This is a genomic window from Pontibacter liquoris, from assembly GCF_022758235.1.
Classification (GTDB): Bacteria; Bacteroidota; Bacteroidia; order Cytophagales; family Hymenobacteraceae; genus Pontibacter; species Pontibacter liquoris.
In genome coordinates, this window is the sequence record NZ_JALEBG010000001.1 from 1426554 (window position 1) to 1449380 (window position 22827).

Annotated in this window: 26 protein-coding genes; 19 read left to right on the top strand and 7 right to left on the bottom strand. The window is 52.0% G+C overall.

Annotated features, from left to right (window positions below; translation table 11 throughout):
* Window positions 1–246 precede the first annotated feature (246 nt).
* The 3 genes from LWL52_RS05865 to LWL52_RS05875 all read left to right on the top strand — a co-directional run bounded on the left by LWL52_RS05865 (window position 247) and on the right by LWL52_RS05875 (window position 2151).
* The gene (locus tag LWL52_RS05865) at window positions 247–441 is read left to right on the top strand and encodes a hypothetical protein (protein ID WP_242917834.1); all 195 of its coding nucleotides are present in this window, start codon (window positions 247–249) and stop codon (window positions 439–441) included.
* 551 nt (window positions 442–992) lie between these two features.
* Window positions 993–1790 (top strand): HipA family kinase, encoded by a 798-nt coding sequence (locus LWL52_RS05870; protein ID WP_242917836.1) that lies wholly within the window; start codon window positions 993–995, stop codon window positions 1788–1790.
* Window positions 1768–2151, top strand: a complete 384-nt coding sequence (locus LWL52_RS05875) for a DUF3037 domain-containing protein (protein ID WP_242917838.1) — start codon at window positions 1768–1770, stop codon at window positions 2149–2151. Before LWL52_RS05870 ends, LWL52_RS05875 begins: the two co-directional genes overlap by 23 nt.
* A gap of 265 nt (window positions 2152–2416) precedes the next feature.
* On the opposite strand, the gene LWL52_RS05880 is transcribed toward LWL52_RS05875, so the two are convergent.
* The 3 genes from LWL52_RS05880 to LWL52_RS05890 all read right to left on the bottom strand — a co-directional run bounded on the left by LWL52_RS05880 (window position 2417) and on the right by LWL52_RS05890 (window position 3484).
* Entirely contained in the window at window positions 2417–2875 is a 459-nt protein-coding gene (locus LWL52_RS05880) for a cold-shock protein (RefSeq protein WP_242917840.1), read from the bottom strand.
* A 64-nt stretch (window positions 2876–2939) separates the two neighbouring features.
* Entirely contained in the window at window positions 2940–3167 is a 228-nt protein-coding gene (locus tag LWL52_RS05885; RefSeq protein ID WP_242917842.1) for a hypothetical protein, read from the bottom strand.
* Window positions 3168–3292: 125 nt separating this feature from the next.
* The gene (locus tag LWL52_RS05890) at window positions 3293–3484 is read right to left on the bottom strand and encodes a cold-shock protein (RefSeq protein WP_242917844.1); all 192 of its coding nucleotides are present in this window, start codon (window positions 3482–3484) and stop codon (window positions 3293–3295) included.
* A 205-nt stretch (window positions 3485–3689) separates the two neighbouring features.
* Between LWL52_RS05890 and LWL52_RS05895 the strand changes: the two genes are divergently transcribed.
* The 12 genes from LWL52_RS05895 to LWL52_RS05950 all read left to right on the top strand — a co-directional run bounded on the left by LWL52_RS05895 (window position 3690) and on the right by LWL52_RS05950 (window position 12699).
* Window positions 3690–3845, top strand: a complete 156-nt coding sequence (locus LWL52_RS05895) for a hypothetical protein (RefSeq protein WP_242917846.1) — start codon at window positions 3690–3692, stop codon at window positions 3843–3845.
* A gap of 83 nt (window positions 3846–3928) precedes the next feature.
* A complete protein-coding gene (spt, locus tag LWL52_RS05900) occupies window positions 3929–5170 on the top strand; it encodes a serine palmitoyltransferase (protein WP_242917848.1) in 1242 nt (413 codons plus the stop codon).
* Window positions 5148–6269: a GNAT family N-acetyltransferase gene (locus tag LWL52_RS05905; RefSeq protein WP_242917850.1), complete on the top strand. Its 1122-nt coding sequence runs from the start codon at window positions 5148–5150 to the stop codon at window positions 6267–6269. Before spt ends, LWL52_RS05905 begins: the two co-directional genes overlap by 23 nt.
* Window positions 6266–7258, top strand: a complete 993-nt coding sequence (locus LWL52_RS05910) for an NAD-dependent epimerase/dehydratase family protein (RefSeq protein ID WP_242917852.1) — start codon at window positions 6266–6268, stop codon at window positions 7256–7258. The genes LWL52_RS05905 and LWL52_RS05910 overlap by 4 nt, the downstream gene beginning before the upstream one ends.
* Window positions 7259–7392: 134 nt before the next feature.
* Complete coding sequence (locus tag LWL52_RS05915; protein WP_242917854.1) at window positions 7393–7872, top strand: phosphatidylglycerophosphatase A family protein; 480 nt, start codon at window positions 7393–7395, stop codon at window positions 7870–7872.
* A complete protein-coding gene (locus LWL52_RS05920) occupies window positions 7856–8227 on the top strand; it encodes a GtrA family protein (RefSeq protein WP_242917856.1) in 372 nt (123 codons plus the stop codon). Before LWL52_RS05915 ends, LWL52_RS05920 begins: the two co-directional genes overlap by 17 nt.
* Before the next feature lie 158 nt (window positions 8228–8385).
* The gene (locus LWL52_RS05925; RefSeq protein WP_242917858.1) at window positions 8386–9105 is read left to right on the top strand and encodes a CDP-alcohol phosphatidyltransferase family protein; all 720 of its coding nucleotides are present in this window, start codon (window positions 8386–8388) and stop codon (window positions 9103–9105) included.
* A 16-nt stretch (window positions 9106–9121) separates the two neighbouring features.
* The gene (locus LWL52_RS05930; protein ID WP_242917860.1) at window positions 9122–9676 is read left to right on the top strand and encodes a DUF4833 domain-containing protein; all 555 of its coding nucleotides are present in this window, start codon (window positions 9122–9124) and stop codon (window positions 9674–9676) included.
* Window positions 9677–9680: 4 nt separating this feature from the next.
* Window positions 9681–10301, top strand: a complete 621-nt coding sequence (locus LWL52_RS05935) for a sterol desaturase family protein (protein WP_242917862.1) — start codon at window positions 9681–9683, stop codon at window positions 10299–10301.
* Window position 10302: 1 nt separating this feature from the next.
* A complete protein-coding gene (locus LWL52_RS05940) occupies window positions 10303–11250 on the top strand; it encodes a phosphatase PAP2 family protein (protein ID WP_242917864.1) in 948 nt (315 codons plus the stop codon).
* Between the two features lie 38 nt (window positions 11251–11288).
* The gene (locus LWL52_RS05945) at window positions 11289–11942 is read left to right on the top strand and encodes an HAD family hydrolase (RefSeq protein WP_242917866.1); all 654 of its coding nucleotides are present in this window, start codon (window positions 11289–11291) and stop codon (window positions 11940–11942) included.
* Window positions 11943–12165: 223 nt separating this feature from the next.
* Complete coding sequence (locus LWL52_RS05950; protein WP_242917868.1) at window positions 12166–12699, top strand: TetR/AcrR family transcriptional regulator; 534 nt, start codon at window positions 12166–12168, stop codon at window positions 12697–12699.
* Between the two features lie 70 nt (window positions 12700–12769).
* Here the strand turns inward: LWL52_RS05950 and LWL52_RS05955 are convergent, their stop codons facing one another.
* On the bottom strand, window positions 12770–14383 hold the full coding sequence (locus LWL52_RS05955) for a carboxylesterase/lipase family protein (protein WP_242920661.1): 1614 nt from the start codon (window positions 14381–14383) through the stop codon (window positions 12770–12772).
* Window positions 14384–14673: 290 nt separating this feature from the next.
* Here LWL52_RS05955 and LWL52_RS05960 point away from each other — a divergent pair, with 290 nt between their 5' ends.
* Complete coding sequence (locus LWL52_RS05960; RefSeq protein WP_242917870.1) at window positions 14674–15588, top strand: pirin family protein; 915 nt, start codon at window positions 14674–14676, stop codon at window positions 15586–15588.
* A 188-nt stretch (window positions 15589–15776) separates the two neighbouring features.
* Here LWL52_RS05960 and LWL52_RS05965 read toward each other — a convergent pair whose 3' ends face one another.
* Window positions 15777–16559 (bottom strand): DUF4382 domain-containing protein, encoded by a 783-nt coding sequence (locus LWL52_RS05965; protein ID WP_242917872.1) that lies wholly within the window; start codon window positions 16557–16559, stop codon window positions 15777–15779.
* A gap of 353 nt (window positions 16560–16912) precedes the next feature.
* Here LWL52_RS05965 and LWL52_RS05970 point away from each other — a divergent pair, with 353 nt between their 5' ends.
* The 3 genes from LWL52_RS05970 (at window position 16913) to LWL52_RS05980 (ending at window position 20793) form a co-directional block, all read left to right on the top strand.
* A complete protein-coding gene (locus LWL52_RS05970) occupies window positions 16913–17089 on the top strand; it encodes a hypothetical protein (RefSeq protein ID WP_242917874.1) in 177 nt (58 codons plus the stop codon).
* A 241-nt stretch (window positions 17090–17330) separates the two neighbouring features.
* The gene (locus tag LWL52_RS05975; protein WP_242917876.1) at window positions 17331–19547 is read left to right on the top strand and encodes an acylase; all 2217 of its coding nucleotides are present in this window, start codon (window positions 17331–17333) and stop codon (window positions 19545–19547) included.
* 217 nt (window positions 19548–19764) lie between these two features.
* Window positions 19765–20793: an alcohol dehydrogenase catalytic domain-containing protein gene (locus LWL52_RS05980; RefSeq protein ID WP_242917879.1), complete on the top strand. Its 1029-nt coding sequence runs from the start codon at window positions 19765–19767 to the stop codon at window positions 20791–20793.
* 126 nt (window positions 20794–20919) lie between these two features.
* Here the strand turns inward: LWL52_RS05980 and LWL52_RS20635 are convergent, their stop codons facing one another.
* Both LWL52_RS20635 and glgP read right to left on the bottom strand, forming a co-directional pair.
* Complete coding sequence (locus tag LWL52_RS20635) at window positions 20920–21225, bottom strand: hypothetical protein (RefSeq protein WP_367615663.1); 306 nt, start codon at window positions 21223–21225, stop codon at window positions 20920–20922.
* Window positions 21222–22574: an alpha-glucan family phosphorylase gene (gene glgP / locus LWL52_RS05985; RefSeq protein WP_367615664.1), complete on the bottom strand. Its 1353-nt coding sequence runs from the start codon at window positions 22572–22574 to the stop codon at window positions 21222–21224. Before glgP ends, LWL52_RS20635 begins: the two co-directional genes overlap by 4 nt.
* Between the last annotated feature and the right edge of the window lie 253 nt (window positions 22575–22827).

Genomic DNA, 22827 nt, shown 5'->3' on the forward strand with positions numbered 1-22827 from the left:
TATGCACGCCAGGCTTTTGAACGCCAGTCAGGCAATCTGAAGTTTTGTTGTGGATAGGATTAAACGAAGTATGGATTTGTATATATAGATAAAGCAGGATTTTTTTTGCGATTGTGAAAGCAATCCGATATACTTGTTTCAAGGGACCTGGATATACTTCTTACTGAAAGCAGCAAACGCTTCTGAATACCAGTCCAAAACTAAAACAGCATCTATTTACGAGCAATTAAATTTCTGTAACCAGGTATGGAAAAGCTACAGGCAATCCTCAGGCTGATGGAGTCTGACGAATACTTACTTGTGACAACATCGAAAGAAAAAGAGGAGATCTTTTTTAACCGGGATATGTCTAATACCAACGTGAAGCGGTATTTCAAGCAGGTGTATGACTATGTCAGAAACAGCGAGAAGACCCTGAAAGCCTTTAAAAAGCTTTTATAAACCTTTTGCCGGTGGCCATGCGGAGCATCCTGCCTGTTGAATTCAACAACCGGAAAACCAGGGTTGCTGCAGCCAGTTAGGATAGGCACCCAGTGTCTGTTGCGCGGGCATAACACAAGGTATAAGTTTAAACAACTAGCCATTGCGGCTAGGCAACAGCGCCGGTTAGGCATATAATCCCAAGAGAGAAGGAGTGTGAACGGAAGGAGGGAAGTAGGACTATAGCGGTGCCTGGTAATAAGTTAAATTATCCTATTAAAAAACCTCAGGGCTGTTAAGTTCTAAAAAGATAAGCACAAAAAAGTAGAACTTAACGGCTCTACCTTTAAACCGGGCTTTTCCCTGTTTTCCTGCTCATTGGTGGACTTACGTCCATGCAGGTATATTTTCCTCTTTTCGCGCCCTTGTGTGCTCCCTGCTGCACACTTATCCGTCTTTTGGTTATTGCTGCGCTGATTTCCTGAATTTTGTCCTTACTTTCACGGAAGCTTCCGCCAGCAGCACGTCAAGTGTAGCCGTTTGCAGGAGCGACTAGAGTCAAAACAGGTTTTATGAATGAGAGACAACCGCAGCTTCGGACCGTTGAGGTGATCCGCTATGTTACTCCTTTGCGGGAGGGCGGCTCTTTGCCGGCCATTGTGGAGGCTGATGATGAGTTTATGTATGTGCTCAAGTTCCGGGGAGCCGGACAGGGCATCAAAGCACTGATTGCGGAACTATTGGGCGGGGAGATTGCCCGCCTGCTGGGCTTGCGGGTGCCCGAGATCGTGTTCATTGAGCTGGATGAGGCCTTCGGGCGCACCGAACCGGACGAGGAAATACAGGACCTGCTGCGCGCCAGCGAAGGCCTGAACCTGGGATTGCATTACCTGTCGGGCGCCATCACTTTCGATGCGCTGGTCACAACCGTAGCGCCGCAGCTTGCTTCGCAGATCGTGTGGCTGGATTGCGTGCTGATCAACGTAGACCGCACACCCCGCAATACCAACATGCTGATGTGGCACAAGGAACTATGGCTCATCGACCATGGGGCTGCTTTATACTTTCATCACTCCTGGCAAAACTGGGAGGAGCAGGCCAAGCGGCCGTTTGTGCAGGTAAAAGACCATGTGCTGCTGCCCCAGGCTTCGGAGCTAGAGGCGGTGGATGCTGCGTTCCGCGCCATACTTACCCCCGAACGAATTCAAGCGATTGTCGGACTTATTCCAGAGGAATGGTTATCGGTAGAGTCGCCGTTTGCTACCGCCGAAGAACACCGCCAGGCCTATGCTCGGTTTTTAGAGATCCGCTTAGCCCATTCAGAAATTTTTGTCAAAGAAGCGCAGGATGCAAGAAAAGCACTTATTTGAGTATGCCGTTATCCGGGTGGTACCCCGGGTAGAGCGCGAGGAATTTCTGAACGTGGGCGTGATCATGTACTGTGCCGCCAAAGGCTTTCTGCAAACCCGTTTTGCGCTGAACGAAGCCCGCCTGCGCGCTTTTTCTGCGGATCTGGACCTGGAGGAAGTAATGGAGCGGTTGCACGCCTTCGAGCGCATATGCGGGGGCCGCGCCACAGGCGGCACAATCGGGCAGTTGCCGGTCGCCTCGCGATTCCGCTGGCTCACGGCTACGCGCAGCACGATCGTACAAACATCGCCTGTACACCCGGGCCTCTGCACAGATGCCCCGGAAACGCTCGAGCGGCTATATGCCCAGCTAGTGTTGTAGCCCAACTGAGCGAAAGGCTGGCGTAAAAGCAAAAAAGCCGCTCAGATCTGGTATCGGAGCAGCATTTTAAAGCTGGGGTATAACATGGTAGCAGGGAGGGGCAGCCTGGTCATTAGGCCGCTAAGATCCCTGCATGTGGTTACAGAAGGTGCAGGTAAATGCTATTTAAACGAACGTTTACCTGCACCTTCGGCACTGATATGTAAAAGGCGCAGTAAACATGTTCAAGCCCAAAGAAGCTTACAGTTTTGGAGCGCCAATGTGCTTAGCTGGCCAGGTGTACGTTAATGGCATTCAGGCCTTTCTGGCCTTTCTCTACCTCAAACGTTACCTTGTCGTTTTCCTTGATCACACTTGTCAGGGCATTCTGGTGCACAAAAATGCTTTCCTGGGTTTCGTGATCTTTGATAAAGCCGTAGCCTTTCGACGTGTTAAAGAAGGTAACCGTGCCTTTCCGGATCAGGTCTGCCGGGTCCGGCTCTGCCTGCTTGGATACGCCGATCTGGATATCCTCCTGCTTGATTTCTTTCTTCTTCTTGGTCGGGTCCGGAGGGGTAGAGGTTATGTTACCGTTCTCATCCACGTAGGCCAGCATTTCATCAATTCCTTTGCCCTTGCTGGAAGTGGCATTCCGCTCTTCCTTCTTCTGTTCTTTGTCCTGCCTTTTCTTCAGCTTTTTCTTTTCTTTTTCTTTTTTACTAAATGTTTCTTGTGATCTACCCATAATGTGTTCTTGTTCGTTGGTCTTTTATGCTATATAATGTGTACGATATAGAGAGCTTTTCCGGCTAGTAACGGAAAAGAAAGTTTGTGCCGTTGCGAATCCACTTTTCGAAAAAGGAATTGTCGTTGTATTCGCCCTGCACCAGCTCAAAGTCTGCCTCGTCTTTGTTGGGGCAGGATTCCATAAATTCAGGAAGCGACTCCTGGTTTACCGGTGACCAGTCCTGTCCTTTTTGCAAAGCAACGCAAAGGTAATTGCGTGTGGTTGTGTCTACTATATATTTTCTGTTCATGGGAGTAGGTTTAGGTTATCGTATGATACTCTGAGTTAGCGCAGTAAGTATAAAACAGACTCGCGCAAGCAAATAAAAAAGCCTTACAGACGTAAGGCTTTTTTATAGTAACTTATATGTTAAAACTAAGCACGCTTTACGTTCACCGCGTTTAGTCCTTTTCTGCCTTCCTGCAGATCAAAAGTTACGTCATCATTTTCTCTGATCTCATCTACCAGGCCAGAAACGTGTACGAAGTACTCCTGATCTGAATTTGTTTCTTTGATGAACCCAAACCCTTTCAGGTCATTAAAGAATTTTACTGTTCCGTTATTCATGTTGTGTTGTTTAATCTATACCTACTACAAGCGCAGCGGCATATTTGTTCAATATTTCTACAATATACGATTTAATATTGAGAATGCCACCATCCTGTTGCGCATCCGCCAGGGTTTACTCCGAAAGATTTACAAATATAGCCAACTGGGCTTTAGAACAGGTGTTTTGCTGTTGCCCCTTTTTCAGTCATACTTCCGGCCGGGTATGCTCAACGCATCGGACCGCCAAGCTGCCGGTACTCAATGTATGGCTATATTCCTTCGGCCTGCGCTGGGGCAAGAAAACCAAAACCTAAACCAGATGTTCTTAAAGGGAATGCTGCTGCCTGCGGCGGTGCCAGCCGGCAAGAAAATAAAATAACTATATAATAGTTAGAACGAATTATTTATAAGACCGTTCTAAATCAATATTGGAAATGTTATAGGGGATTTAAGTATAAACAGATGAGTAATTTACTACGCAAGAAAATTCTCACCCGTGAGAAGAGTGCCGCTCATCTGGCGGCAGACAGAGCGCAGGCGCAGGGGGCATATCCTTATTTCCGGTCCATTAAGTCGGCACAGGACACTGAGGTAATCATTGAGGGGAAGAAGGTGTTGATGTTCGGGTCAAATGCTTATCTGGGACTTACCAATCATCCGAAAGTAAAAGAAGCCGCCATCAAGGCCATCGAGCAGTATGGCACCGGTTGCGCCGGCTCCCGGTTTCTGAACGGCACGCTGGACATCCACCTGGAACTGGAAAAAAGGCTGGCCGAGCACGTGGGCAAAGCGGCCGCCCTGGTATTCAGCACGGGTTTTCAGGTGAACCTGGGGGTTATCTCCAGTCTTACGGGCCGTAATGATTACATCATTCTGGACGAGTATAACCATGCCTCCATCATTGATGGCAGCCGGCTTTCCTTTTCCCGCGTGATCAAATACCACCACAACGACATGCAGGACCTGGAGCAGAAACTAAGCAGGCTGCCGGCCGATGCCATCAAGCTAATTGTGGTGGATGGTGTCTTTAGTATGGAAGGCGATATCGTGAAATTACCGGAGCTGGTAACACTGGCCGAACGCTACGGCGGCAGCGTGATGGTAGACGACGCCCATGCGCTGGGCGTGATCGGCGAAATGGGGGCCGGCACGGCCTCGCACTTCGGCCTGACCCACCAGGTAGACCTGATCATGGGCACCTTTAGCAAATCACTGGCCTCCTTGGGCGGCTTTATTGCCAGCGACAGCGATACTATCCTGTACCTCAAACATCACGCCCGCTCGCTGATCTTCAGCGCCAGCATGTCGCCGGCTTCGGTGGCCAGTACGCTGGCCGCGCTGGACATTGTGCAGTCGGAGCCGGAGCGCATTGCGCGCCTGTGGGCCAATACCCGGTATGCCAACACCTTGCTGCGGGCAGCCGGGCTGGACCTGGGCCCCACCGAAACCCCGATCATACCAATCTACGTGCGGGATAACGATCATACCTTTCTGGTAACGAAGGTGCTGCAGGACAACGGTATTTTTGTGAACCCGGTCGTTGCGCCTGCTGTGCCGGCTAACGCCACCCTGCTGCGGCTTTCGATCATGGCCACGCATACCTTCGGCCAGATCGAGGAAGCGGTAACCAAAATTGCCGAAGCTTTTAAGTATGTGGGCATCAACACCAGGGATACCTCTTATGAAGCAAGTACTGCCTGTTAATACCGCCCGGCAACTGAAGGCCTTCATCGACTTTCCGCATGCCCTGTATCAGGATGACCCCTACTATGTGCCGGAGCTGTTTATTGCACAGAAAGATCTGCTCACGCCCGGCAAACACCCCTTTCACGAGCACTCCTCCCTGCAACCTTTTCTGGCGTACCACGACGGCAAGGTGGTAGGAAGGGTAGCCGCGATCCTGAATAACAACCATAATGCTTTTAACAACAGCCAGGACGGCTTCTTTGGCTTTTTTGACGCGGTGGAGGATGCGGAAGTAGTGGATCTGCTCTTCGGGGAAGTGCGGCGCTGGCTGCTGGCCCGGGAGGCGAAAACCATGATCGGGCCGGTGAATTTCTCTACAAACGAAACCTGCGGGCTGCTGGTAGAAGGCTTCGACAGCTCGCCGGTCGTAATGATGCCCTACAATTATACTTACTATGTGGATTTGCTTGAGCAGCAGGGGTTTATGAAAAAGGTGGACCTGATCGCTTACCAGTTCCTGGCCGAAAACTTCAACGACAAAGCTTACCGCTTATCCCAGGTGTTCCGGGAAAGGCTCGAAAAGAAAGGCATCATCATCCGGCCGATCAACCTAAAAAAGTATAAAGAGGAAGCTGCCAGGCTCCGCGAGATCTATAACGCGGCCTGGGACAAGAACCTGGGCTTTGTGCCCATGACGGCCAAAGAATTTGACTACCTGGCCAAAGATCTTAAAATGATCGTAGACCCGGATTTCTGCCTGGTAGCCGAGCACCAGGGCCGGATGGTGGGTTTCTCCCTGGCCATTCCGGACATTAACCAGATCCAGAAACAAATAAAACGAGGCCGCCTTTTGCCCACCGGCATCTTCAAATTGCTCACGCAACGCAGCAAGATCAATGCCGTGCGCATCCTGGCGCTGGGCGTGGTAGAGGGGTACCGGAAAATGGGCATCGAAGCTGTTTTTTATGGCGCTGCCATGCAGAAGTACCGGGAAAAGAACATGAAAATGGCCGAAGCCTCGTGGATATTGGAAAATAACGTCATGATGAACCAGGGGCTGCTGAACATGGCGGCCAAACCATATAAGCGCTACCGCATCTACGAAAAGGCCCTATGAACGAACGGGTACTAATAACGGGTGCAAGCGGCTTTATAGGCTTTCACCTGGTAGCGGCAGCTGTACAGGCCGGCCTGGAAGTATACGCTGCTGTGCGCCCCACCTCCGAGGTGGCGCAGCTGGAGGCATTCCCCATCAAGTATGCGGCGCTGGATTTTACCGACAGCCAAGCGCTGCAAAAAGCGCTGGAGGAAAAGCAGTACCATTATATCATCCATGCGGCAGGGACCACCAGGGCCCGCTCAGAACAGGAATATACCCTAATAAACGCCGGCTTCACAAAGAACCTGGCTATGGCAGCCGCTGCTGCAGCTATGCCGCTCCGCAAGTTCGTTTTTATCAGCAGCCTGGCTGCGCTCGGTCCCATCGCCTACCAGGATACGAGCCCCATTCACGAACAAAGCGCCCCGCAGCCTGTTACAGCCTATGGCCGAAGCAAGTTGCTGGCCGAGCAGCTCCTAGCGGAAGTAGAAGGATTGCCTATGGTGGTGTTGCGGCCCACGGCGGTCTATGGCCCCCGGGAGCGGGACATTTTTATACTATTGAAAATACTAAGCAGCGGCCTGGATCCGTATATAAGCCGGCAGCCGCAACGGTTAAGCTTTGTGCACGCAACCGACCTGGCAAGGGCCGTGATGCTGGCGCTACAGGCTGAAGCCCTGCCTGCGAGCTACAATATTTCCGACGGACAAAGCTACGACCGCTATGCGCTGGCTGATATGACCAGGCAGGTGCTGGGCAAAAAAGCTTTTCGGTTTTACCTGCCTCTGGGTCTAGTAAAAGTGGTGGCTGGCGTGCTGGAGGCAGCATATGCCGGCCAGGACAAAGCGCCGGCCCTGAACCGGGAAAAGCTTCGGGAACTGACGGCTGAGAACTGGTATTGCAGCATCGACCGGATCAGAAAAGAGTTGGGGTTTGTGCCGAAGTATGACCTGGCCACCGGGCTTGCGCAGACGTTACAGTGGTACAAGGAAAACAAGTGGTTATAGGCGTGCGCTCCGGCACCGTGTCTGGTAGAAAAGCAGCACCCGCTACCCTTTGAACAGGACCTTCGCAGGCGACGTTAACAGCACAGAAAGCCGCAGCCTGCGTATTTAAGTTTGGGCGCTGAAATTGGCTTCGTATGATAAACGTATATAAACTTGTTTCTACCAGCCTCGGCATTGGCTACCTGGGCAAGGGCGGCGGTACGGCAGCAGCAGCAGCGACCAGCCTGTGCCTGTATGCCCTCGCGCAGGCAGGCGGAGAGCAGGTGGTGCGCGGGCTGCCCACAGCAACGCTGCTGCTGACAGCCCTGGGAGTATGGGCAGCAGGCAAAGTTGAGCCGCTCTGGGGCAAGGACGACAAAAAAGTGGTGATTGATGAGGTGGCCGGTATGTGCATCAGCCTGTTGTTTATACCTGTTACCGGCGCCACTCTGCTGGCGGGCCTGGTGCTGTTTCGCTTCTTTGATATTGTAAAGCCCTTATACATCAGGCGACTGGAGAAATTGCGGGGCGGCTGGGGCGTGATGCTGGACGACGTAGCCGCGGGCATTTATGCCAATATCATTTTACAACTGTTTTTAATGCTGGAGGATACCTTAGATGTTCACCTTCCTTAAAGCGCAGGCCGCTTCTTTGCTTGCCTCGTTTGTAGACTTTTTAGTCACGATCTTGGCGGTGGAATACTTCGGGTTCTGGTACCTGGCCGGCACGGTGATCGGCACGATCTCAGGAGGCGTAACGCACTTTTCGCTGGGCCGGACCTGGGTTTTCAACGCTTCAGGAAGAACCATGCCTACCCAGGCCTTTAAATACCTAATGGTGTGGAACGGCAGCCTGCTGCTGAATGCAACGGGTGTATTTGCTGTCACGCATTATAGCGGCGTGAATTATATGTACTCCAAAGCCTTTACGTCCTTGTTTGTCGGTTTCTTTTACAACTACATCATCCACAAGCGCTATGTATTCCGGTAAAGAAACCTTGCCTTGCGGTACAAAACGCGCAAATCAGGATGTAAATCCATGCATTCCCTTCTACGGAGGAAACATGTTGCCAGGCTGAATAATCCAAATGTATCTAAAATAGGTATAAGGACTAAAGTTGCATGTGATATTTAATCAGCCGATACGTTATGGACAGAACAGTACTTCGTGACACGCTGCAGCAGGGCATCTACAAAGTGATCAACCCTGTTGTGAGGCTCCTGATCCGGATGGGATTTACGCCCAATGCGGTGACTACCACTGGCCTGTTCCTCAACATCGGGGTGGCGGCCATCTTTATCTGGGGTGGGGAGAGCAGCAACCGGGGCGAGCTGCAATATGTGGGCTGGGCCGGGGCCCTTGTGCTGTTTGCCGGCGTTTTCGACATGCTCGACGGGCAGGTGGCCCGGCTGGGTAACATGGGCTCCCGGTTCGGTGCTATGTATGATTCGGTGCTGGACCGTTACAGCGAAATGATCATGTTCATGGGCATCTGCTACTACCTGATCGCTCACCATTACCTGCTTAGCTCCCTGTTCGCTTTTATAGCTTTGATCGGGTCGATGATGGTGAGCTATACCCGCGCCCGGGCTGAGGGGCTGGGCGTGGAGTGCAGAGGCGGCCTGATGCAGCGGCCGGAACGCATTGTGCTGATCGGCTTGTCGGCCATTGCCTGCGGCATTACGGATTACTTTGTGGGACCCGACTATAAAGTATACATTCCCGGCATCCCATTCCATATATTCGAAACTATGTCAGTATTTACCTTGCCGATTACGGTCATGGCCGTGCTCACCAATATCACGGCCATTAACAGGCTGATGGATGCGCGAAAAGCCATGGAACAGAAAGAATTTATCACCCATTAAGCAGGCAGGTACTCCCGTGAAAAGCATTTTACTCCTGGCATTTATACTTGTGCAGTTGGTCCACGTAAGTGCCGCTTCCCCGGCAACCGGCTTTGTTGCCGCACCCGATTCGCTGCCGGTGCCAAAGAACATCCGCCACATGAAATTTTATGTGCAGCGCGATCCTAATGCCAACACGGTCATTTATCAACTCAACACTACCCCGCAGGGAAAACTAAATGAGAAGGAGCCCATCCATGTGTTCTGGATCAGGTATGCCGAAGGCGGAGAGCGGCGGGAACTCAATTATGTGCAGCGCAGATTTGCCTATGGCCTGCAAACCAGGAAGCTGGCCCAGGACCATTATGAGCTCAAATTTGTGTGCTACAACAAGCTGCCACTCTACCTGCGCAAAGCCAATGATGGCCACCACTATGTTTACACCACCATCAACCAAAAAGAAGCTATTCTGGACAGCATTTTTGTCCGGATCAAGGGCGGCACGTTCTGGGTACCGAACGTTTTGTATGTGGAACTGAAGGGGAGGGATGCGGCAACCGGCAAGGCCCTCACCGGGCGCTTTAAACCGTAAGCATATGAAGAAGCAGTACGTTTCAACTTCGCAGGAGTCGGTCAGGATGTTCCGCTACGGCTGGATGGAGGCGCTGTCGAAGGTGCATTTTACGGTGCCGCTTTACATTTATATGCCGGTCATCTTTTTCCTGATATGGCGGGCGCTGTTTGTGGCGCAGCTTTCCTTGCCAGCTTTTTTGGGCTATGTTGTGGCCGGGCTGCTTTTCTGGACGCTTACCGAGTATGTGCTGCACCGCTTTGTATTTCATTTCGAGCCGAAAGCGGCCTGGGGCCAGCGGCTGCATTTTATCTTCCATGGTGTGCACCACGATTATCCCAACGATGCCAAACGGCTGGTGATGCCGCCTTCGGCCAGCATCCCCATGGCAGCGGCTTTATACCTGCTTTTCTCGCTGGTGCTTTCGGGAGGACCACTTTATACCTTCTTTGCAGCTTTCCTAACGGGCTACCTGTGCTACGACATGGCGCATTATGCCCTGCACCACGCAAACTTTAAAAGCGCGTTCTGGAAAAACCTGAAAAAGCACCACATGCAGCACCATTATGCCGATGCCACCCGGGGCTATGGCGTCAGTTCCGCGTTATGGGACAAAATTTTCAACTCTGATTTTAACAGGCAGTAACATGGCGGCTACCACTGCAGCGGCAGGAGAGAAGAAGGGCGTGTCGCGAACGGAAATACTGGTTTTAGCAGCGTTGTCGCTTGGATACCTGGTGCTCTCATACTTCCTGTTGGGTTTCAAAACCGATCAGCTGGTGCTGGTGGGGCTCGTTAACCTGCTATACTATCTTTCTGCGGTTACACGCAAATTCATCACCGGGTTTTCTGTCTTTGTGGTGTTCTGGGTGCTTTATGACTACATGAAAGCCTTTCCCAATTACTGGTTTAACCCCGTTCACATACAAGCCTTGTACCACGCCGAGAAAACGCTCTTCGGCATCAGCAGCGGCCAGGTGATCCTGACGCCAAACGAGTTCTGGCAGCTACACTACAACGTGTTCCTGGATGTGATCTGCGGGGCGTTTTACCTGACCTGGATTCCGGTGCCGCTGGCCTTTGCCGGGTTTCTGTTCTTTAGGAACAGGCGGCAGTTTGTATACTTCTCCCTCACTTTCCTGCTGGTAAATCTGCTGGGCTTTGTGGTATACTACCTGTACCCGGCCGCCCCGCCCTGGTATGTGCAGCAGCATGGCTTTGAGTTTATCGCGAACACGCCCGGCAGCACGGCAGGGCTGGCGCGCTTCGATGCCTTTTTTGGTACAAGCGTTTTTAAATCGCTTTATGCCAAAGGGTCCAATGTTTTTGCTGCCATGCCCTCGCTACATTCGGCTTACCCGCTCCTTGTTTTTTACTATGCGCTGCGAACCCGCTTAGGCCTGGTGAACATCCTGTTCGGGATCATTACCGTCGGTATCTGGTTTGCGGCCGTTTATACTTCGCACCATTATGTGCTCGATGTGCTGGCCGGCATTTTATGCGCTGTCTGTGGCATCCTGCTATTTAACTGGTTTGTAGCCACCAACAACCTGGCGCGGAAAGGCGTTGAAAAGCTGGTGGCGGCCGTTTCATGAGATGGACCCGTAGCCCGATTATACTTATAAAACTTGTGATGAAATTGACGAAAAAGGAATACCCGGCCGGCACGACCGCCCTGCAACTGCTAACTGCCCGCTCGCAGGGGCCGTACCAGGCTTTTCTGTACGATTGTGATGGGACGCTGGCAGATAATATGCAGGCCCACAAAGAAACCTATGTAAAGGTAGCAGCAAGCGAAGGTGTGGCGATCGATCCGGCCATTATTGATGAGTTTGCCGGGCTGCCCATTCCGGCAGTGGTGGAAGAGATCAACAAACGGGATCAATGCAATTTTGAACCGGTGACCTTTGTGGCCCGCAAATCTGCCTTGTTCTACGATGAGTTTATACTTCACACCAGGCCCATTCCGTTCGTTGTAGACCACCTGAGGCTGCATGCCGGAAAGATGCGCATTGGGGTGGTATCAGGCGGAGCCCGCAAGATGATTCAAAAAACACTGCAAGTGCTGGGAATTGCCAGTCTGGTGGAGGTGCTGGTTTGTGCCGAAGATACGCTGAACGGAAAGCCTCACCCGGCCCCGTTCCTGCTGGCGGCAGAAAAGTTTGGCGTAGCGCCCGAAGCCTGCCTTGTGTTTGAAGACGGCGCTCCCGGTGTGAAAGCGGCCGAAGCGGCAGGCATGAGATGGATCCGGGTAGATCATATCCTGCAGCAGCTAGCAGTCCGTTGAGGCACGCGGCCAAATACATCCTACTCTTATCCAAGATAGGTGTCGGCAAGTATAAATTTTACGCGCAGGCTCTGCTTTTTGCAGGTATAAAAACAGCCTGCCGCTACACTGGAATGAGGTAGGGGTGAAGGGGCTTTTGCATTATACTACCCGGCCATAACGCATGTATTATTATTAAAGGCGCATAAAAAAGGTATCTTTGCAATTTAGTTACATGATATAGATGAGCAAGAGACAAGACATACTTGATGCTGCCTTACGGCTGTTCACTGAAAATGGCGTTCGTGCAACTTCAACAAAATCCATCGCACAGGAGGCCGAATCGTCTGAAGGTTTGATCTTCAAACACTTCGTGACGAAAGATAACCTGCTGGAAGAGATCATCAAAAAAGGCTACCAGGCCGCTGCCAAAACTACCAGCCCTTACCTGATCGGGCAAACCCCGCAGGAATACGTGGCCAACATGATTGAGCTGCCCATTATACTTACCCGCTCTAACCCGGATTTCTGGCAGATGCAGTATAAGATCATGCCGCTCAACCCGATCTCTTCGCGCTACCACGAAAACTTTATGCGCCCCTGCTTCGAACGCTTAACCGAATGTTTTGAAAGCCTGGATTACCCGGAGCCTGATCTGGAAGCCGAACTGCTGTTAATTCATATCGACGGCGTGTGGAAGTACTTTGCGGCCAACCAGCTGGATCTGGAAAAAGAAAACGCACTGGTTGCTACCATGAAAAAGAAGTATAACCTCTAGGGTTTGGTTTCTTTCAGGTGGTAACAAGCAGTGCGTTTCTTAGGAAGAAAGTATAAAATAGCGGCGCTGTTTATTTTTTATAAAGCGCATCCAGCAGCAGGTAACGGGCGCGGGTCTGGTCCGGTTTTGCTCCTGTCTGCACATCGATGTGCATCACTTGTCCTGGCGCGGCTTGGGAAAATTTGGGCCATACCGGCAGGCCATTTCCATTCGGGTCGCCGGTCTTGATAAAGTTCGCAAAGTAGTTCTGCATCACCTCTGATACCTTGTAGTCGTCCGGCGTCCAGGCGTATACTTTATTTGATGCCAGGTTTCCCATGGCGTATTCTATTTCGGCCGAATGCACAGCTCCGCGGGCTTGCGGCATTTTAACAGCATCGGGTTTGCTCTCTTTCACCACGCCTCCGGCAAGCCCGGCCGAGGCATTTCCCATTTCTGCGGTCATTGGTGGGCGGGGTCTGGAGAAAAGGTACCGGTACACCGGCTGGCCGCCTGTCTGGCTGTGCAGGTCGAGCCACTTCCAGGTGCTGTAGGCAATAAACCGATCGCCTGCCAGGTCGGTGGCCGCCTGCAAGGCTTCCTCATCGGTTGTGGCCGGGTATACTTTCAGAACCTCTGCTGCATTTTCGCCATACAATTTTTGCACCGCTTTTCTGTAATTTTCCACGGTGGGTTTTTCCTGCCCCATCAGAAACATATAGGTCATTTCTTCGGAGTTCCAGCCGGCCAGCAAAGGTACTTTGGCTTGTTCTCCGGCAGCAAAAATAGCAGCCGGCGTTTTAGGGAAGAAGTAGCCGTCGATGGTCGGTAAAAAACGTCCATTACCTGGTTTGCCGCTCGCTTCCAATAGTTGCTGCGCGGGAATGGCCCGGAGGGCTTCCAGGGTAGTGGCCCCCAGGCTTTGGGCAAATTTTACCCCATTTTCTTCTGCTTCCGCAAGCGGGATAGGATCCAGGGAGGAGTTGACCAGCGCGCCACTCTCGCCAATGGCACCGGCAATCAGGTTTTTGGATAATGGAGAGGCCATCTGAGCGCTCACGGAAATGGATCCCGCCGACTCACCCGCAATGGTCACCCGGGATGGGTCGCCCCCAAAAGCCGCAATGTTCTGCTGCACCCAGCGCAGGGCGGCTTGCTGGTCCAGATAACCATAGTTGCCCGACGAATGGTGGGTTGATTCCTGGGTCAGGGCAGGATGCGCCATAAAGCCAAAAGCGCCCAGCCGGTAATTGACCGTAACCGCTACAATGCTTTTCTGAGCCATACTCTCCCCGTCATAGCGGGCTTCGGAACCGTCGCCGGCAACAAAGCCGCCGCCATAAAAATATACGAGCACCGGCAGTTTCTCTTTTTCAGCTTTTGCGGGTGTCCATACATTCAGGTAAAGGCAATCTTCGCTCATGCCATCAGAGCGGAAGCCCATATCGCCGAACACCGCCAGTTGCATGGCCCGCGGACCGAATTGGGTCGTTTTCCGAACACCTTCCCAGTTCTGAACGGGCTGCGGCTCCTGCCAGCGGAGGTTCCCGACCGGTGGCGCAGCAAAAGGAATTCCCTTAAAAGCACGGATGCCGCTTTGTTCAATTGTCCCCTCTACCAGGCCGTTTACTGTGCTGGCCTGCGGTGCGCCGGGTGCTTCCGGGCTTTTCGTTGAAGTGGTGGTTTTTGTTTGCGTACAAGCCATAGGCAACAGCTGAATGGCTGATAACAACGAGATCGCTAGCATTTTATAGGGCCGTATCATCCGGTATGGTTTAGGTTGGTTGGTTTCTTAAATTTATATAATAGTAGGATATTATTGAATTCCATCAAAGTATCGCTTGTACGAATTTTGCTTCCAGCAGGAGAAGGTCCGAGACTTTTACGTAAATTTCACCTGGAAACAGCAGAGTCTTTTTCGCTTCAATTGTTTTTCGCAGTCTTTTTTGCCGGCAAACCCGAAATATCCGTTTATCTAACAGAAAGAAAATTGTTATGCTCGATATTGTGATTGAAGCCCGCAAAGCAGCTCTGGCTCCCGGCATGAATGTGCGCCGCATTCTTCCTTTCCGCCTGCGCCGCATGGTAGGGCCCTTTATTTTCATGGATCATGCCGGTCCGGTAGATGTACAGCCTCCCTTGCAGCATACAATGGATGTGCTGCCGCATCCCCACATCGGCTTGTCCACGGTCAGTTATCTGTTTGGCGGGCAGGTTACCCACCGCGACAGCCTGGGCGTGGAGCAGGTCATACGGCCGGGAGAAGTAAACTGGATGACGGCTGGCAGTGGCATTGCCCACTCGGAGCGCTTCGAAGACCCAGCTGCCCTGGCCGGCGGCACCCTGGAAATGATCCAGACCTGGGTGGCCCTTCCGGAGCAGGCGGAAGAAGCATTTCCTTCCTTCACAAACTATAAACCCGACCAGTTACCCATCTTTACCGATACCGGCGTATGGATGCGGCTGATAGCAGGAGATGCTTACGGCCTTCAAAATGCTGTCCGAACGCATTCTCCTTTGTTTTATGTGCACGTGGTGCTGGCGCAGGGCGCAAGATTCGGGCTACCCAAAGAGCATTCGGAGCGGGGCGTTTACGTGGCAAAAGGAAGTATTGAAGTTTCAGGCAGAACCTATACGAGTGGGCAAATGCTCGTGTTTAACAAAGGCGCTGATCCTGTGATCCTGGCCAGGGAAGCAACCACCCTGATGCTGTTAGGCGGCGAACCCCTGGGTGAGCGCTTTATCTGGTGGAATTTTGTCTCTTCCCGCAAAGAGCGGATCGAACAAGCCAAAGCAGATTGGAAGGAGGGCCGGATCAAGTTGCCACCTGCCGATAACCTGGAATATGTGCCGCTGCCCGAAGACCGCTCCCGGCCTGCCGGTAACCCACAACCGCAGGCGCTTTCCTGAAAACCAAGTATGAAATACAGGTCCGGCTCATTACTGCAAAACAACAGCAGCGGCTAAGACCTACAAAAAGACCTCCGAAGGCATTGCTCCGGAGGTCTCTTCTGTTAAGTTATTCTATTTAAAGTATAGCTTGCCTGTAACGCTACCCACCTGTTCCGGGAAGTATAGCGTTGAGGATGTGAGCAGCCTTACTCAAGCGTGATGGCGCCCAGGTCTTTGATCTGGTTTTGAGTGACGCTCACATTTTCAACCGTCTTGTTGTGGGCATCGCCTTCGGTAAAGAACTTCAAGGTGTAGGTACCAGCCGGCACGCCTTTGATCAGGAAGTCGCCACCATCATTTGCAAAACCAGTGATGGTGTCGGTGGCAGAGATCACGTAAATGCCTGGCTTGTATTCAGCTGGTGTCACGGTTCCTTTTATACCACCGGCCACAGCCTGGGTAATGGTCCGCACCACCGGCTTGAGGTTATACTGGCCGTTGCCCCGGGCTACCACTGATTTGCCGGCGTCAAAGTCTAACAGCAGCACATAGGTCACATCGCTTTCCAGCGTGGCATTGATGGCCAGCTTCACACCGGACTGCTGCCCGCTGGGCGTTTTAAGTGGCACTACGGTTCCGTCTTTCAGCTTCAGGGTGTTGTTATCGCCCAGTATAAGCCTGATCTGGGAAATGTTGCCGGCCGGCAGGGTGGCGCTGGCCAGCAGGGTGTCCCGGCCATTGGCAAAATCCAGCAGGTTGTAAACGCCGGGGTTTATTTCGTCCAGCGTGATCCAGTCCGCATCCTTGCCATCAGCTTCTTTGCTCACCTGCACCGATTGCACGTCAATATTTACTTCGGCATAGTCGCCGGGGGCGTCCGTCATGCGCACCTCCATTTTTGTGGTGCCGGTCGTGTCGTTGTCGTTGTCACAGGCGCTGAACCAAACCAGGCAGCCAAGCATCAGGGGGATCAAGTGTTTTCTTTTCATTTCGGGTTTATTGTTTAAGTTATCTGCCAAATATCAGACCCGAACATGAAGACAAAATGAAGAAACAGAAATATGCTATATTTTTAGAAATAAATTTTCTGATTCACCCCGGAGCGATGCGCCAGGTGAATGGCTTGAAAGAGAGGCAGGTGCTGGTAGTTTAAAGCAAAGTATAGAGACCCGTGAGCGAAGGCACAAGCGAGCAGTAGGTCAGGGCTGCTGCTAAAGCGGCCTTCCGAGTAAAGAGGCAAGTATAAAGAAACGATTGCGGGTGTGAAAAGCCGGGAAAGATGAAATTTTACCTTTATGTTTGAGGTTAAAGGTATGGTAGCAAGTATAATCAAAGGAGCAACATGACAGAGAAAGAATTTGATCAGGGGTTTGTAGAAGCCCTGGATGCGGTGCTGGAAGCCATGGCGGAGAATGCGGAAATTGCGCCGGAAAAGTTTTACTCCGTGGCCTGTATACTGGAAAACCTGCGGTTCTTTAGCCCGGTGTTGTACGGCGCCTTGCTAAAAGGCAAGCCGTAATGGCAGCTTTTTACTTCAATTTATACTTCCATAGAAAGCCCGCTCCGGCCACATCCCGGGCGGGCTTTTCAATTTGGGTCAGGCATAAACCCAGCTATTGGGTTGTGGAGGAGCAATTATAGGAGCTGCCAAGGTACGAGAATGCTTCTAAGCAGCCAGTTCTTTATGCCGGTGTAATTTTTATACATCTTTTCGTAAATCTGGCTACCTTGGAGATTGGTATACCTCTACAAAACAGCCCATGCACTATACTATCCGAAACACCGCTTCCTTCCTGCTGTTCCTCGCTTTTATTTTCTCCTGCTCTCCTTCCCATAAAGTTACTACCTCCGGCGAGGTCAGTAAATGGGAGCAGCAGGCTGCGCGCGTTACCATTATCCGCGATGATTTTGGCGTGCCCCACGTGTATGGCAAAACCGATGCCGATGCCGTATTCGGGCTCCTGTATGCGCAGTGCGAAGATGATTTTAACCGGGTGGAACGCAATTACCTGTGGGCCATAGGGCGCCTGGCCGAGGCCGAAGGCAAAGACATGCTCTACAGCGATCTTCGGGCACGCTTGTATATGAGCAAAGAGGAAGCCATTGCCAACTATGAAAAGAGCCCGCAGTGGCTAAAAGAACTTTGCCAGGCCTTTGCCGATGGCATCAACTATTACCTCTATACCCACCCCGAGGTGAAGCCGAAGCTGCTGACCCATTTCGAACCCTGGATGCCAATGTATTTCAGCGAAGGCTCCATTGGCGGCGATATCGAAAGTGTGTCGACCGACAGGATCAAAGCGTTTTATGAATCCGGGAAATCTCTGGGGCTGAACAAGTATGGTGATGGGCTGGTGCATCCTGCCTTGCTAGAAGAGCCCAAAGGCTCTAATGGCTTTACCATTTCCGGCAAACATACGGCCTCCGGCAACGCTATGCTGCTCATCAACCCGCATACGTCGTTCTTTTTCCGCGGCGAAGTGCATGCCGTGAGCGAAGAAGGGCTGAACGCCTACGGTGCTGTTACCTGGGGACAATTCTTCATTTATCAGGGCTTTAATGCCAAAACCGGCTGGATGCATACATCCGCGTATGCCGACGTGATCGATGAATTTGAAGAAACGATCGTGAAGCAGGACGGCAAACTCTTCTACAAGTATGGCGCCGAGCTGCGGCCTGTCACCACGTCGCAGGTAACCTTGTCTTACAAAGAAGGCGACGAACTGAAACAAAAGACCTTTACCACCTACCGCACGCACCACGGCCCCATCACGCACCAGAACGGCGACAAATGGGTAGCCACCGCGTTGATGTGGAAACCTGTGGATGCGTTGATCCAGTCGTACACCCGCACTAAAAAGAGCAACCTGAAAGAGTTTAACGAGATGATGCAGCTGCGCACCAACTCTTCTAACGGCACTGTGTATGCCGATGCGGACGGCAACATTGCTTACTATCACGGCAATTTTTTTCCGGTGCGCGATGCCGCCTTCGATTATACCAAACCGGTAGATGGCAGCAATCCCAAAACAGACTGGCACGGGCTGCACCCCCTGGAAGAAACTATCCGGGTGATCAATCCGCCAAATGGCTGGATACAGAACTGCAATTCCACGCCCTTTACCAGTGCCGGCGAGTATAGCCCCAAAAAGGAAGATTACCCGGTATACATGGGCCAGTCGCCTGAAAATTTCCGTGGCATCCACGCCGTGCGGTTACTCAAAAAAGCCGAGAACCTGACGCTGGATAAGCTCATCAAGCTGGCCTATGATCCGTACCTGCCGGGCATGGAAGTGCTCATTCCGGGATTGATAAAAGCGTATGATGCGCAAAAGCCAACCGATCCGAAGCTGAAGGCCGCTATTGACGTGCTGCGCAACTGGGACTTTGCAGTATCCAAAGAATCGGTGGCCATGTCGCTGGCACATTTTTATGCAACCAACGCGTTTAAAAACGGCAGCGCCCCCAAAGGGCTGGGCCTGATGGACCGCATCACGTACTATGCGCAAACCGCCCCGGAAAAAGAGCGGCTGGATCTTTTCAGCCAGACCGTAACGCAGCTCGAACAGGATTTTGGCCAGTGGAATACGCCCTGGGGAGAGATCAACCGATACCAGCGCATCAATGGCGCCATTCAGCAGCCCTTTAACGATACGCTTCCCAGTTTGCCGATCGGGATGGCTTCCGGCAACTGGGGGGCGCTGGCATCGTTTGGGGCCAACTCCTACAACACCAAGCGGCTTTACGGCACTTCCGGCAACAGCTTTGTGGCGGTCGTGGAGTTCGGCGACAAAGTGAAGGCCAAAACGCTGCTTGCCGGCGGCGAGAGCGGTGATCCGAACTCGCCCCATTTCGACGATCAGGCCCAGCGCTATGCCGTTGTGCAATTTAAAGATGTGGCCTACTACCGCGAAGATGTGGAGAAACGTGCCACAGCAACCTATCACCCCGGCGAGAAGGTAAATGCCAAAAAGTAACTTTTCAAATAGCCTGCGCAGCTGATGCTCCGCCTTCTCATCGTAAAACACATCCTTTCAGGCAGGCTGCCCCGATCATATCGGGACGGTCTGCTTGCTTTTAAAGGCTATGCACAATTTGGGAAATAGACGATCACGACACAGGCAAGAACCTATACTGTACTGTCACGTTTTGCTTAAAAAACTACAGCATCCCCAACCAAACCAAGTATAAGCTATGATCAACCGCCAGGTTTACCGCATGCCCAAAGCAGGCTCCATCAAAGAACTGCAACTGCAAACCGAGGAACTCGGGCCACCCGCTGCCGACGAAGTATGCGTGAAAGTCAGGGCGATCGGGCTCAATTTTGCCGATATCTTTGCCATGCAGGGCCTCTACAGCGCCACCCCGAAAGGCCCGTTTATACCCGGCCTGGAGTTCGCCGGTGAGATCGTAGCAGTAGGTGAGCAGGTAACGGAATGGCAGGTAGGCGACAGGGTAATGGGCGCGACCAAATTTGGCGGGTACGTGTCCCATATCAACAGCCACCATCGCTACGTCATTCCTTTGCCAAATGAATGGAGTTTTGAAGAAGGCGCCGGCTTTCTGGTGCAGGGGCTTACCGCCTATTATGCTCTTACGGCCTTAGGCGATCTGCAGCAGGGTATGAGCGTGCTCATCCACAGCGCCGCAGGAGGTGTGGGCATCCTGGCAAACCGCATCTGTAAAAAGTATAATGCCTATACCATCGGGAGTGTGGGGGATGCCCGCAAAGTGGATTTCCTGTTGCAGCAGGAAGGCTATGACCAGGTGCTAGTCCGGGATAATGCTTTTTATGATAAGCTAATGCAGGCGCTGGATGGCCGGCCTTTACGATTGATCATGGAATGTATCGGCGGCAAGATTCTGATGCAGGGCTGGAAAGCCATGGCACCCATGGGGCGGATGGTCGTGTACGGCAATGCCAGTTTCTCCAGCCACGGCGACAAACCCAATTACCCGAAACTGATCTGGAAGTATTTCAAACGCCCCAAGATCGATCCCTTGCGCCTGCCTACCCAGAATAAATCGCTCATGGGCTTTAACCTCATCTACCTCTACGAGCAAACAGATATGATGCACCGGATGCTAGACCAGTTGCAGGCTCTTGCGCTAAAGCCCCAGCATGTGGGCCAGGTTTTCCCGTTCGAAAAGATGCACGAGGCCATCCACCTCTTCCAGCAGGGCAAAACAGTCGGTAAGGTGGTTGTCACCGTTGGAAAATAAAAAAAAACGCGGCTGGCAAGTATAAAGCACCGGTTTGCTTTCCGGCATTATGCTTTGAAATTGAATTGAAAAGCACCAGTTTAAGGAACCCTGGCCATACTTCCCTTTATACTTTACTGCCATACATCAGGCATTATACAGCTTTTCGTAATATTCCTGCGCCAGCCGATTCGAGTCGAAGTATGGCAGGATATCGTGCATGCTGTTCTTGATTATGCTGAGCCATTTATCTTGCTGCGTGTAGTATAGCGGCAGTATTTCCTGCTGCAAAACATCATAGATATGCCGCGCATCCAGGTCGTTCTGCTCATGCACCGGTAGAGTAACATCTACCGGGGGCACCATAAACCCATTGATGCCATGTTGCACAAACTCGGGTACCCAGCCATCGGCTGTGGAAAGTATAACCGTACCGTTCATCGCGGCCGTCATGCCACTGGTGCCGGAAGCTTCGTGGGTAACCAGGGGGGGCTGAGCCAGAGGTCGGCCCCCTGCTTGAGCAACTTGGAAAGCTTGAGTTCATACCCTACCAGTACGGAACAGTTGGGGTATTGCGCGCTTAAATGCACCAGCTGGTTAAAGACTGAAATTGCGTCATAATCCATGGGGTAGGGTTTGCCGGCCCAGATGATCTGGACGGGATGGTTTAGATCCGTCAGCAAACTGTGGAACCGGTTCATATCTTCCAGCAGCAGATCGGCTCGTTTGTAAGAAGCAAACCGGCGGGCCCATACAATGGTGAACACGTTTTCATCATACAAGTCGCCGGTCTGGTCGGCAACTTCCTCAAACAGCCGCCGCTTCAATTTCTTTTTACGGGCTACCAGCTTCTCGTCTCTCCCGTTCTGCAGGTAATTGTACAGGTACTGATCTGCCCAATAAGCATAGTTCTGGGCGTTAGTAATATACAGCAGCGGACTAATATCGGAATAGGTGCTCCACTTTTGCACAATGGTGCTGCCATGCAGCCGCGAAACGCCGTTAGAGCGCCGGGCCAGCCGCAGGGCCGCCAACGTATGGTTAAAGGTATCGCCTTCTGTTTTGGTAATGGTTTTTACCTGCTCCACCGGCACGTTCGAAAAGAAGCTCATGTCGCTCAGCAGCCGGATGTCGGATTTTTCATTGCCGGCCTCTTCAGGCGTGTGCGTTGTAAAAACAAAGCGTCTTTTTACTTCTTCCACGTTGCCATACTTCTCATACAAGGCAAATACCAGCGGCAGGGCATGGGCTTCATTCAGGTGGTAGGTTTCGGGGGCGTAGCCTAATAGTTCGAGCAGTTTAAAGCCGCCTATGCCCAGCAAAATGTTGCTTGCCACTTTCGTGGATTTATCGGCATTGTAAAGTTTGTGCGTGATGGACTGTGCAATATAACTGTTCTCGGGCAGGTCGGTGGAGAGCAGGAACAGCGGGGCCGTGCCGAACAGCTGGGGTGGCAGGTAATAGACGGCCACCTGCACCGGGGCACGGTTTACGGTGATCTCGAACCGGATATCGGTTTTCTCCACAAAGCTGTAGATCTTCTCCTGGAACAGCACACCCATGGTCTGGTCCGGCTGGCGCACCTGGTCGTAGTAGCCATACTTCCACAGAATGCCGATACCGATCAGGTTCTGTTTTAAAGCATACGCACTGCGCATATGAGAGCCCGCCAGAAAACCCAGGCCCCCGGCATAGATCTTCAGCGCCTGGGCGATGGCATACTCCATACAAAAATATGCCACCCGCTTCTGGTAGGCAGGCGCATAGGCATAAGGGTGCAGGTACTTCGCTACATTATCCATGGGCAGAACTAGTTTCGTTCAACAGAATTTGCAACTAACCAGAGGGGGTATGTTGCTAGTACGTAGCAGGTTAAATAAGTCTTAGTAAAATTTAATTGCGGGAAGCTGAAAAATTTGCTGGCAGCCATTACAAGTATAGCTTGCCTGTAATAATCAGGCGCAGGTATAAGCAAGCTCAGGCACTTTTCCGGATCGATGTGCCTGGAAAAAGGAATAGAATGCATGGTCATGGCAACGTGTTTAGGCAGTTTCC

Bases quoted from the DNA above. Each gene is read 5' to 3' on its own strand.
- LWL52_RS05865 (WP_242917834.1), top strand. From the start codon at position 247: ATGGAAAAGCTACAGGCAATCCTCAGGCTGATGGAGTCTGACGAATAC.
- LWL52_RS05870 (WP_242917836.1), top strand. From the start codon at position 993: ATGAATGAGAGACAACCGCAGCTTCGGACCGTTGAGGTGATCCGCTAT.
- LWL52_RS05875 (WP_242917838.1), top strand. From the start codon at position 1,768: ATGCAAGAAAAGCACTTATTTGAGTATGCCGTTATCCGGGTGGTACCC.
- LWL52_RS05880 (WP_242917840.1), bottom strand. From the start codon at position 2,875: ATGGGTAGATCACAAGAAACATTTAGTAAAAAAGAAAAAGAAAAGAAA.
- LWL52_RS05885 (WP_242917842.1), bottom strand. From the start codon at position 3,167: ATGAACAGAAAATATATAGTAGACACAACCACACGCAATTACCTTTGC.
- LWL52_RS05890 (WP_242917844.1), bottom strand. From the start codon at position 3,484: ATGAATAACGGAACAGTAAAATTCTTTAATGACCTGAAAGGGTTTGGG.
- LWL52_RS05895 (WP_242917846.1), top strand. From the start codon at position 3,690: ATGCTCAACGCATCGGACCGCCAAGCTGCCGGTACTCAATGTATGGCT.
- spt (WP_242917848.1), top strand. From the start codon at position 3,929: ATGAGTAATTTACTACGCAAGAAAATTCTCACCCGTGAGAAGAGTGCC.
- LWL52_RS05905 (WP_242917850.1), top strand. From the start codon at position 5,148: ATGAAGCAAGTACTGCCTGTTAATACCGCCCGGCAACTGAAGGCCTTC.
- LWL52_RS05910 (WP_242917852.1), top strand. From the start codon at position 6,266: ATGAACGAACGGGTACTAATAACGGGTGCAAGCGGCTTTATAGGCTTT.
- LWL52_RS05915 (WP_242917854.1), top strand. From the start codon at position 7,393: ATGATAAACGTATATAAACTTGTTTCTACCAGCCTCGGCATTGGCTAC.
- LWL52_RS05920 (WP_242917856.1), top strand. From the start codon at position 7,856: ATGTTCACCTTCCTTAAAGCGCAGGCCGCTTCTTTGCTTGCCTCGTTT.
- LWL52_RS05925 (WP_242917858.1), top strand. From the start codon at position 8,386: ATGGACAGAACAGTACTTCGTGACACGCTGCAGCAGGGCATCTACAAA.
- LWL52_RS05935 (WP_242917862.1), top strand. From the start codon at position 9,681: ATGAAGAAGCAGTACGTTTCAACTTCGCAGGAGTCGGTCAGGATGTTC.
- LWL52_RS05940 (WP_242917864.1), top strand. From the start codon at position 10,303: ATGGCGGCTACCACTGCAGCGGCAGGAGAGAAGAAGGGCGTGTCGCGA.
- LWL52_RS05945 (WP_242917866.1), top strand. From the start codon at position 11,289: ATGAAATTGACGAAAAAGGAATACCCGGCCGGCACGACCGCCCTGCAA.
- LWL52_RS05950 (WP_242917868.1), top strand. From the start codon at position 12,166: ATGAGCAAGAGACAAGACATACTTGATGCTGCCTTACGGCTGTTCACT.
- LWL52_RS05955 (WP_242920661.1), bottom strand. From the start codon at position 14,383: ATGGCTTGTACGCAAACAAAAACCACCACTTCAACGAAAAGCCCGGAA.
- LWL52_RS05960 (WP_242917870.1), top strand. From the start codon at position 14,674: ATGCTCGATATTGTGATTGAAGCCCGCAAAGCAGCTCTGGCTCCCGGC.
- LWL52_RS05965 (WP_242917872.1), bottom strand. From the start codon at position 16,559: ATGAAAAGAAAACACTTGATCCCCCTGATGCTTGGCTGCCTGGTTTGG.
- LWL52_RS05970 (WP_242917874.1), top strand. From the start codon at position 16,913: ATGACAGAGAAAGAATTTGATCAGGGGTTTGTAGAAGCCCTGGATGCG.
- LWL52_RS05975 (WP_242917876.1), top strand. From the start codon at position 17,331: ATGCACTATACTATCCGAAACACCGCTTCCTTCCTGCTGTTCCTCGCT.
- LWL52_RS05980 (WP_242917879.1), top strand. From the start codon at position 19,765: ATGATCAACCGCCAGGTTTACCGCATGCCCAAAGCAGGCTCCATCAAA.
- LWL52_RS20635 (WP_367615663.1), bottom strand. From the start codon at position 21,225: ATGACGGCCGCGATGAACGGTACGGTTATACTTTCCACAGCCGATGGC.
- glgP (WP_367615664.1), bottom strand. From the start codon at position 22,574: ATGGATAATGTAGCGAAGTACCTGCACCCTTATGCCTATGCGCCTGCC.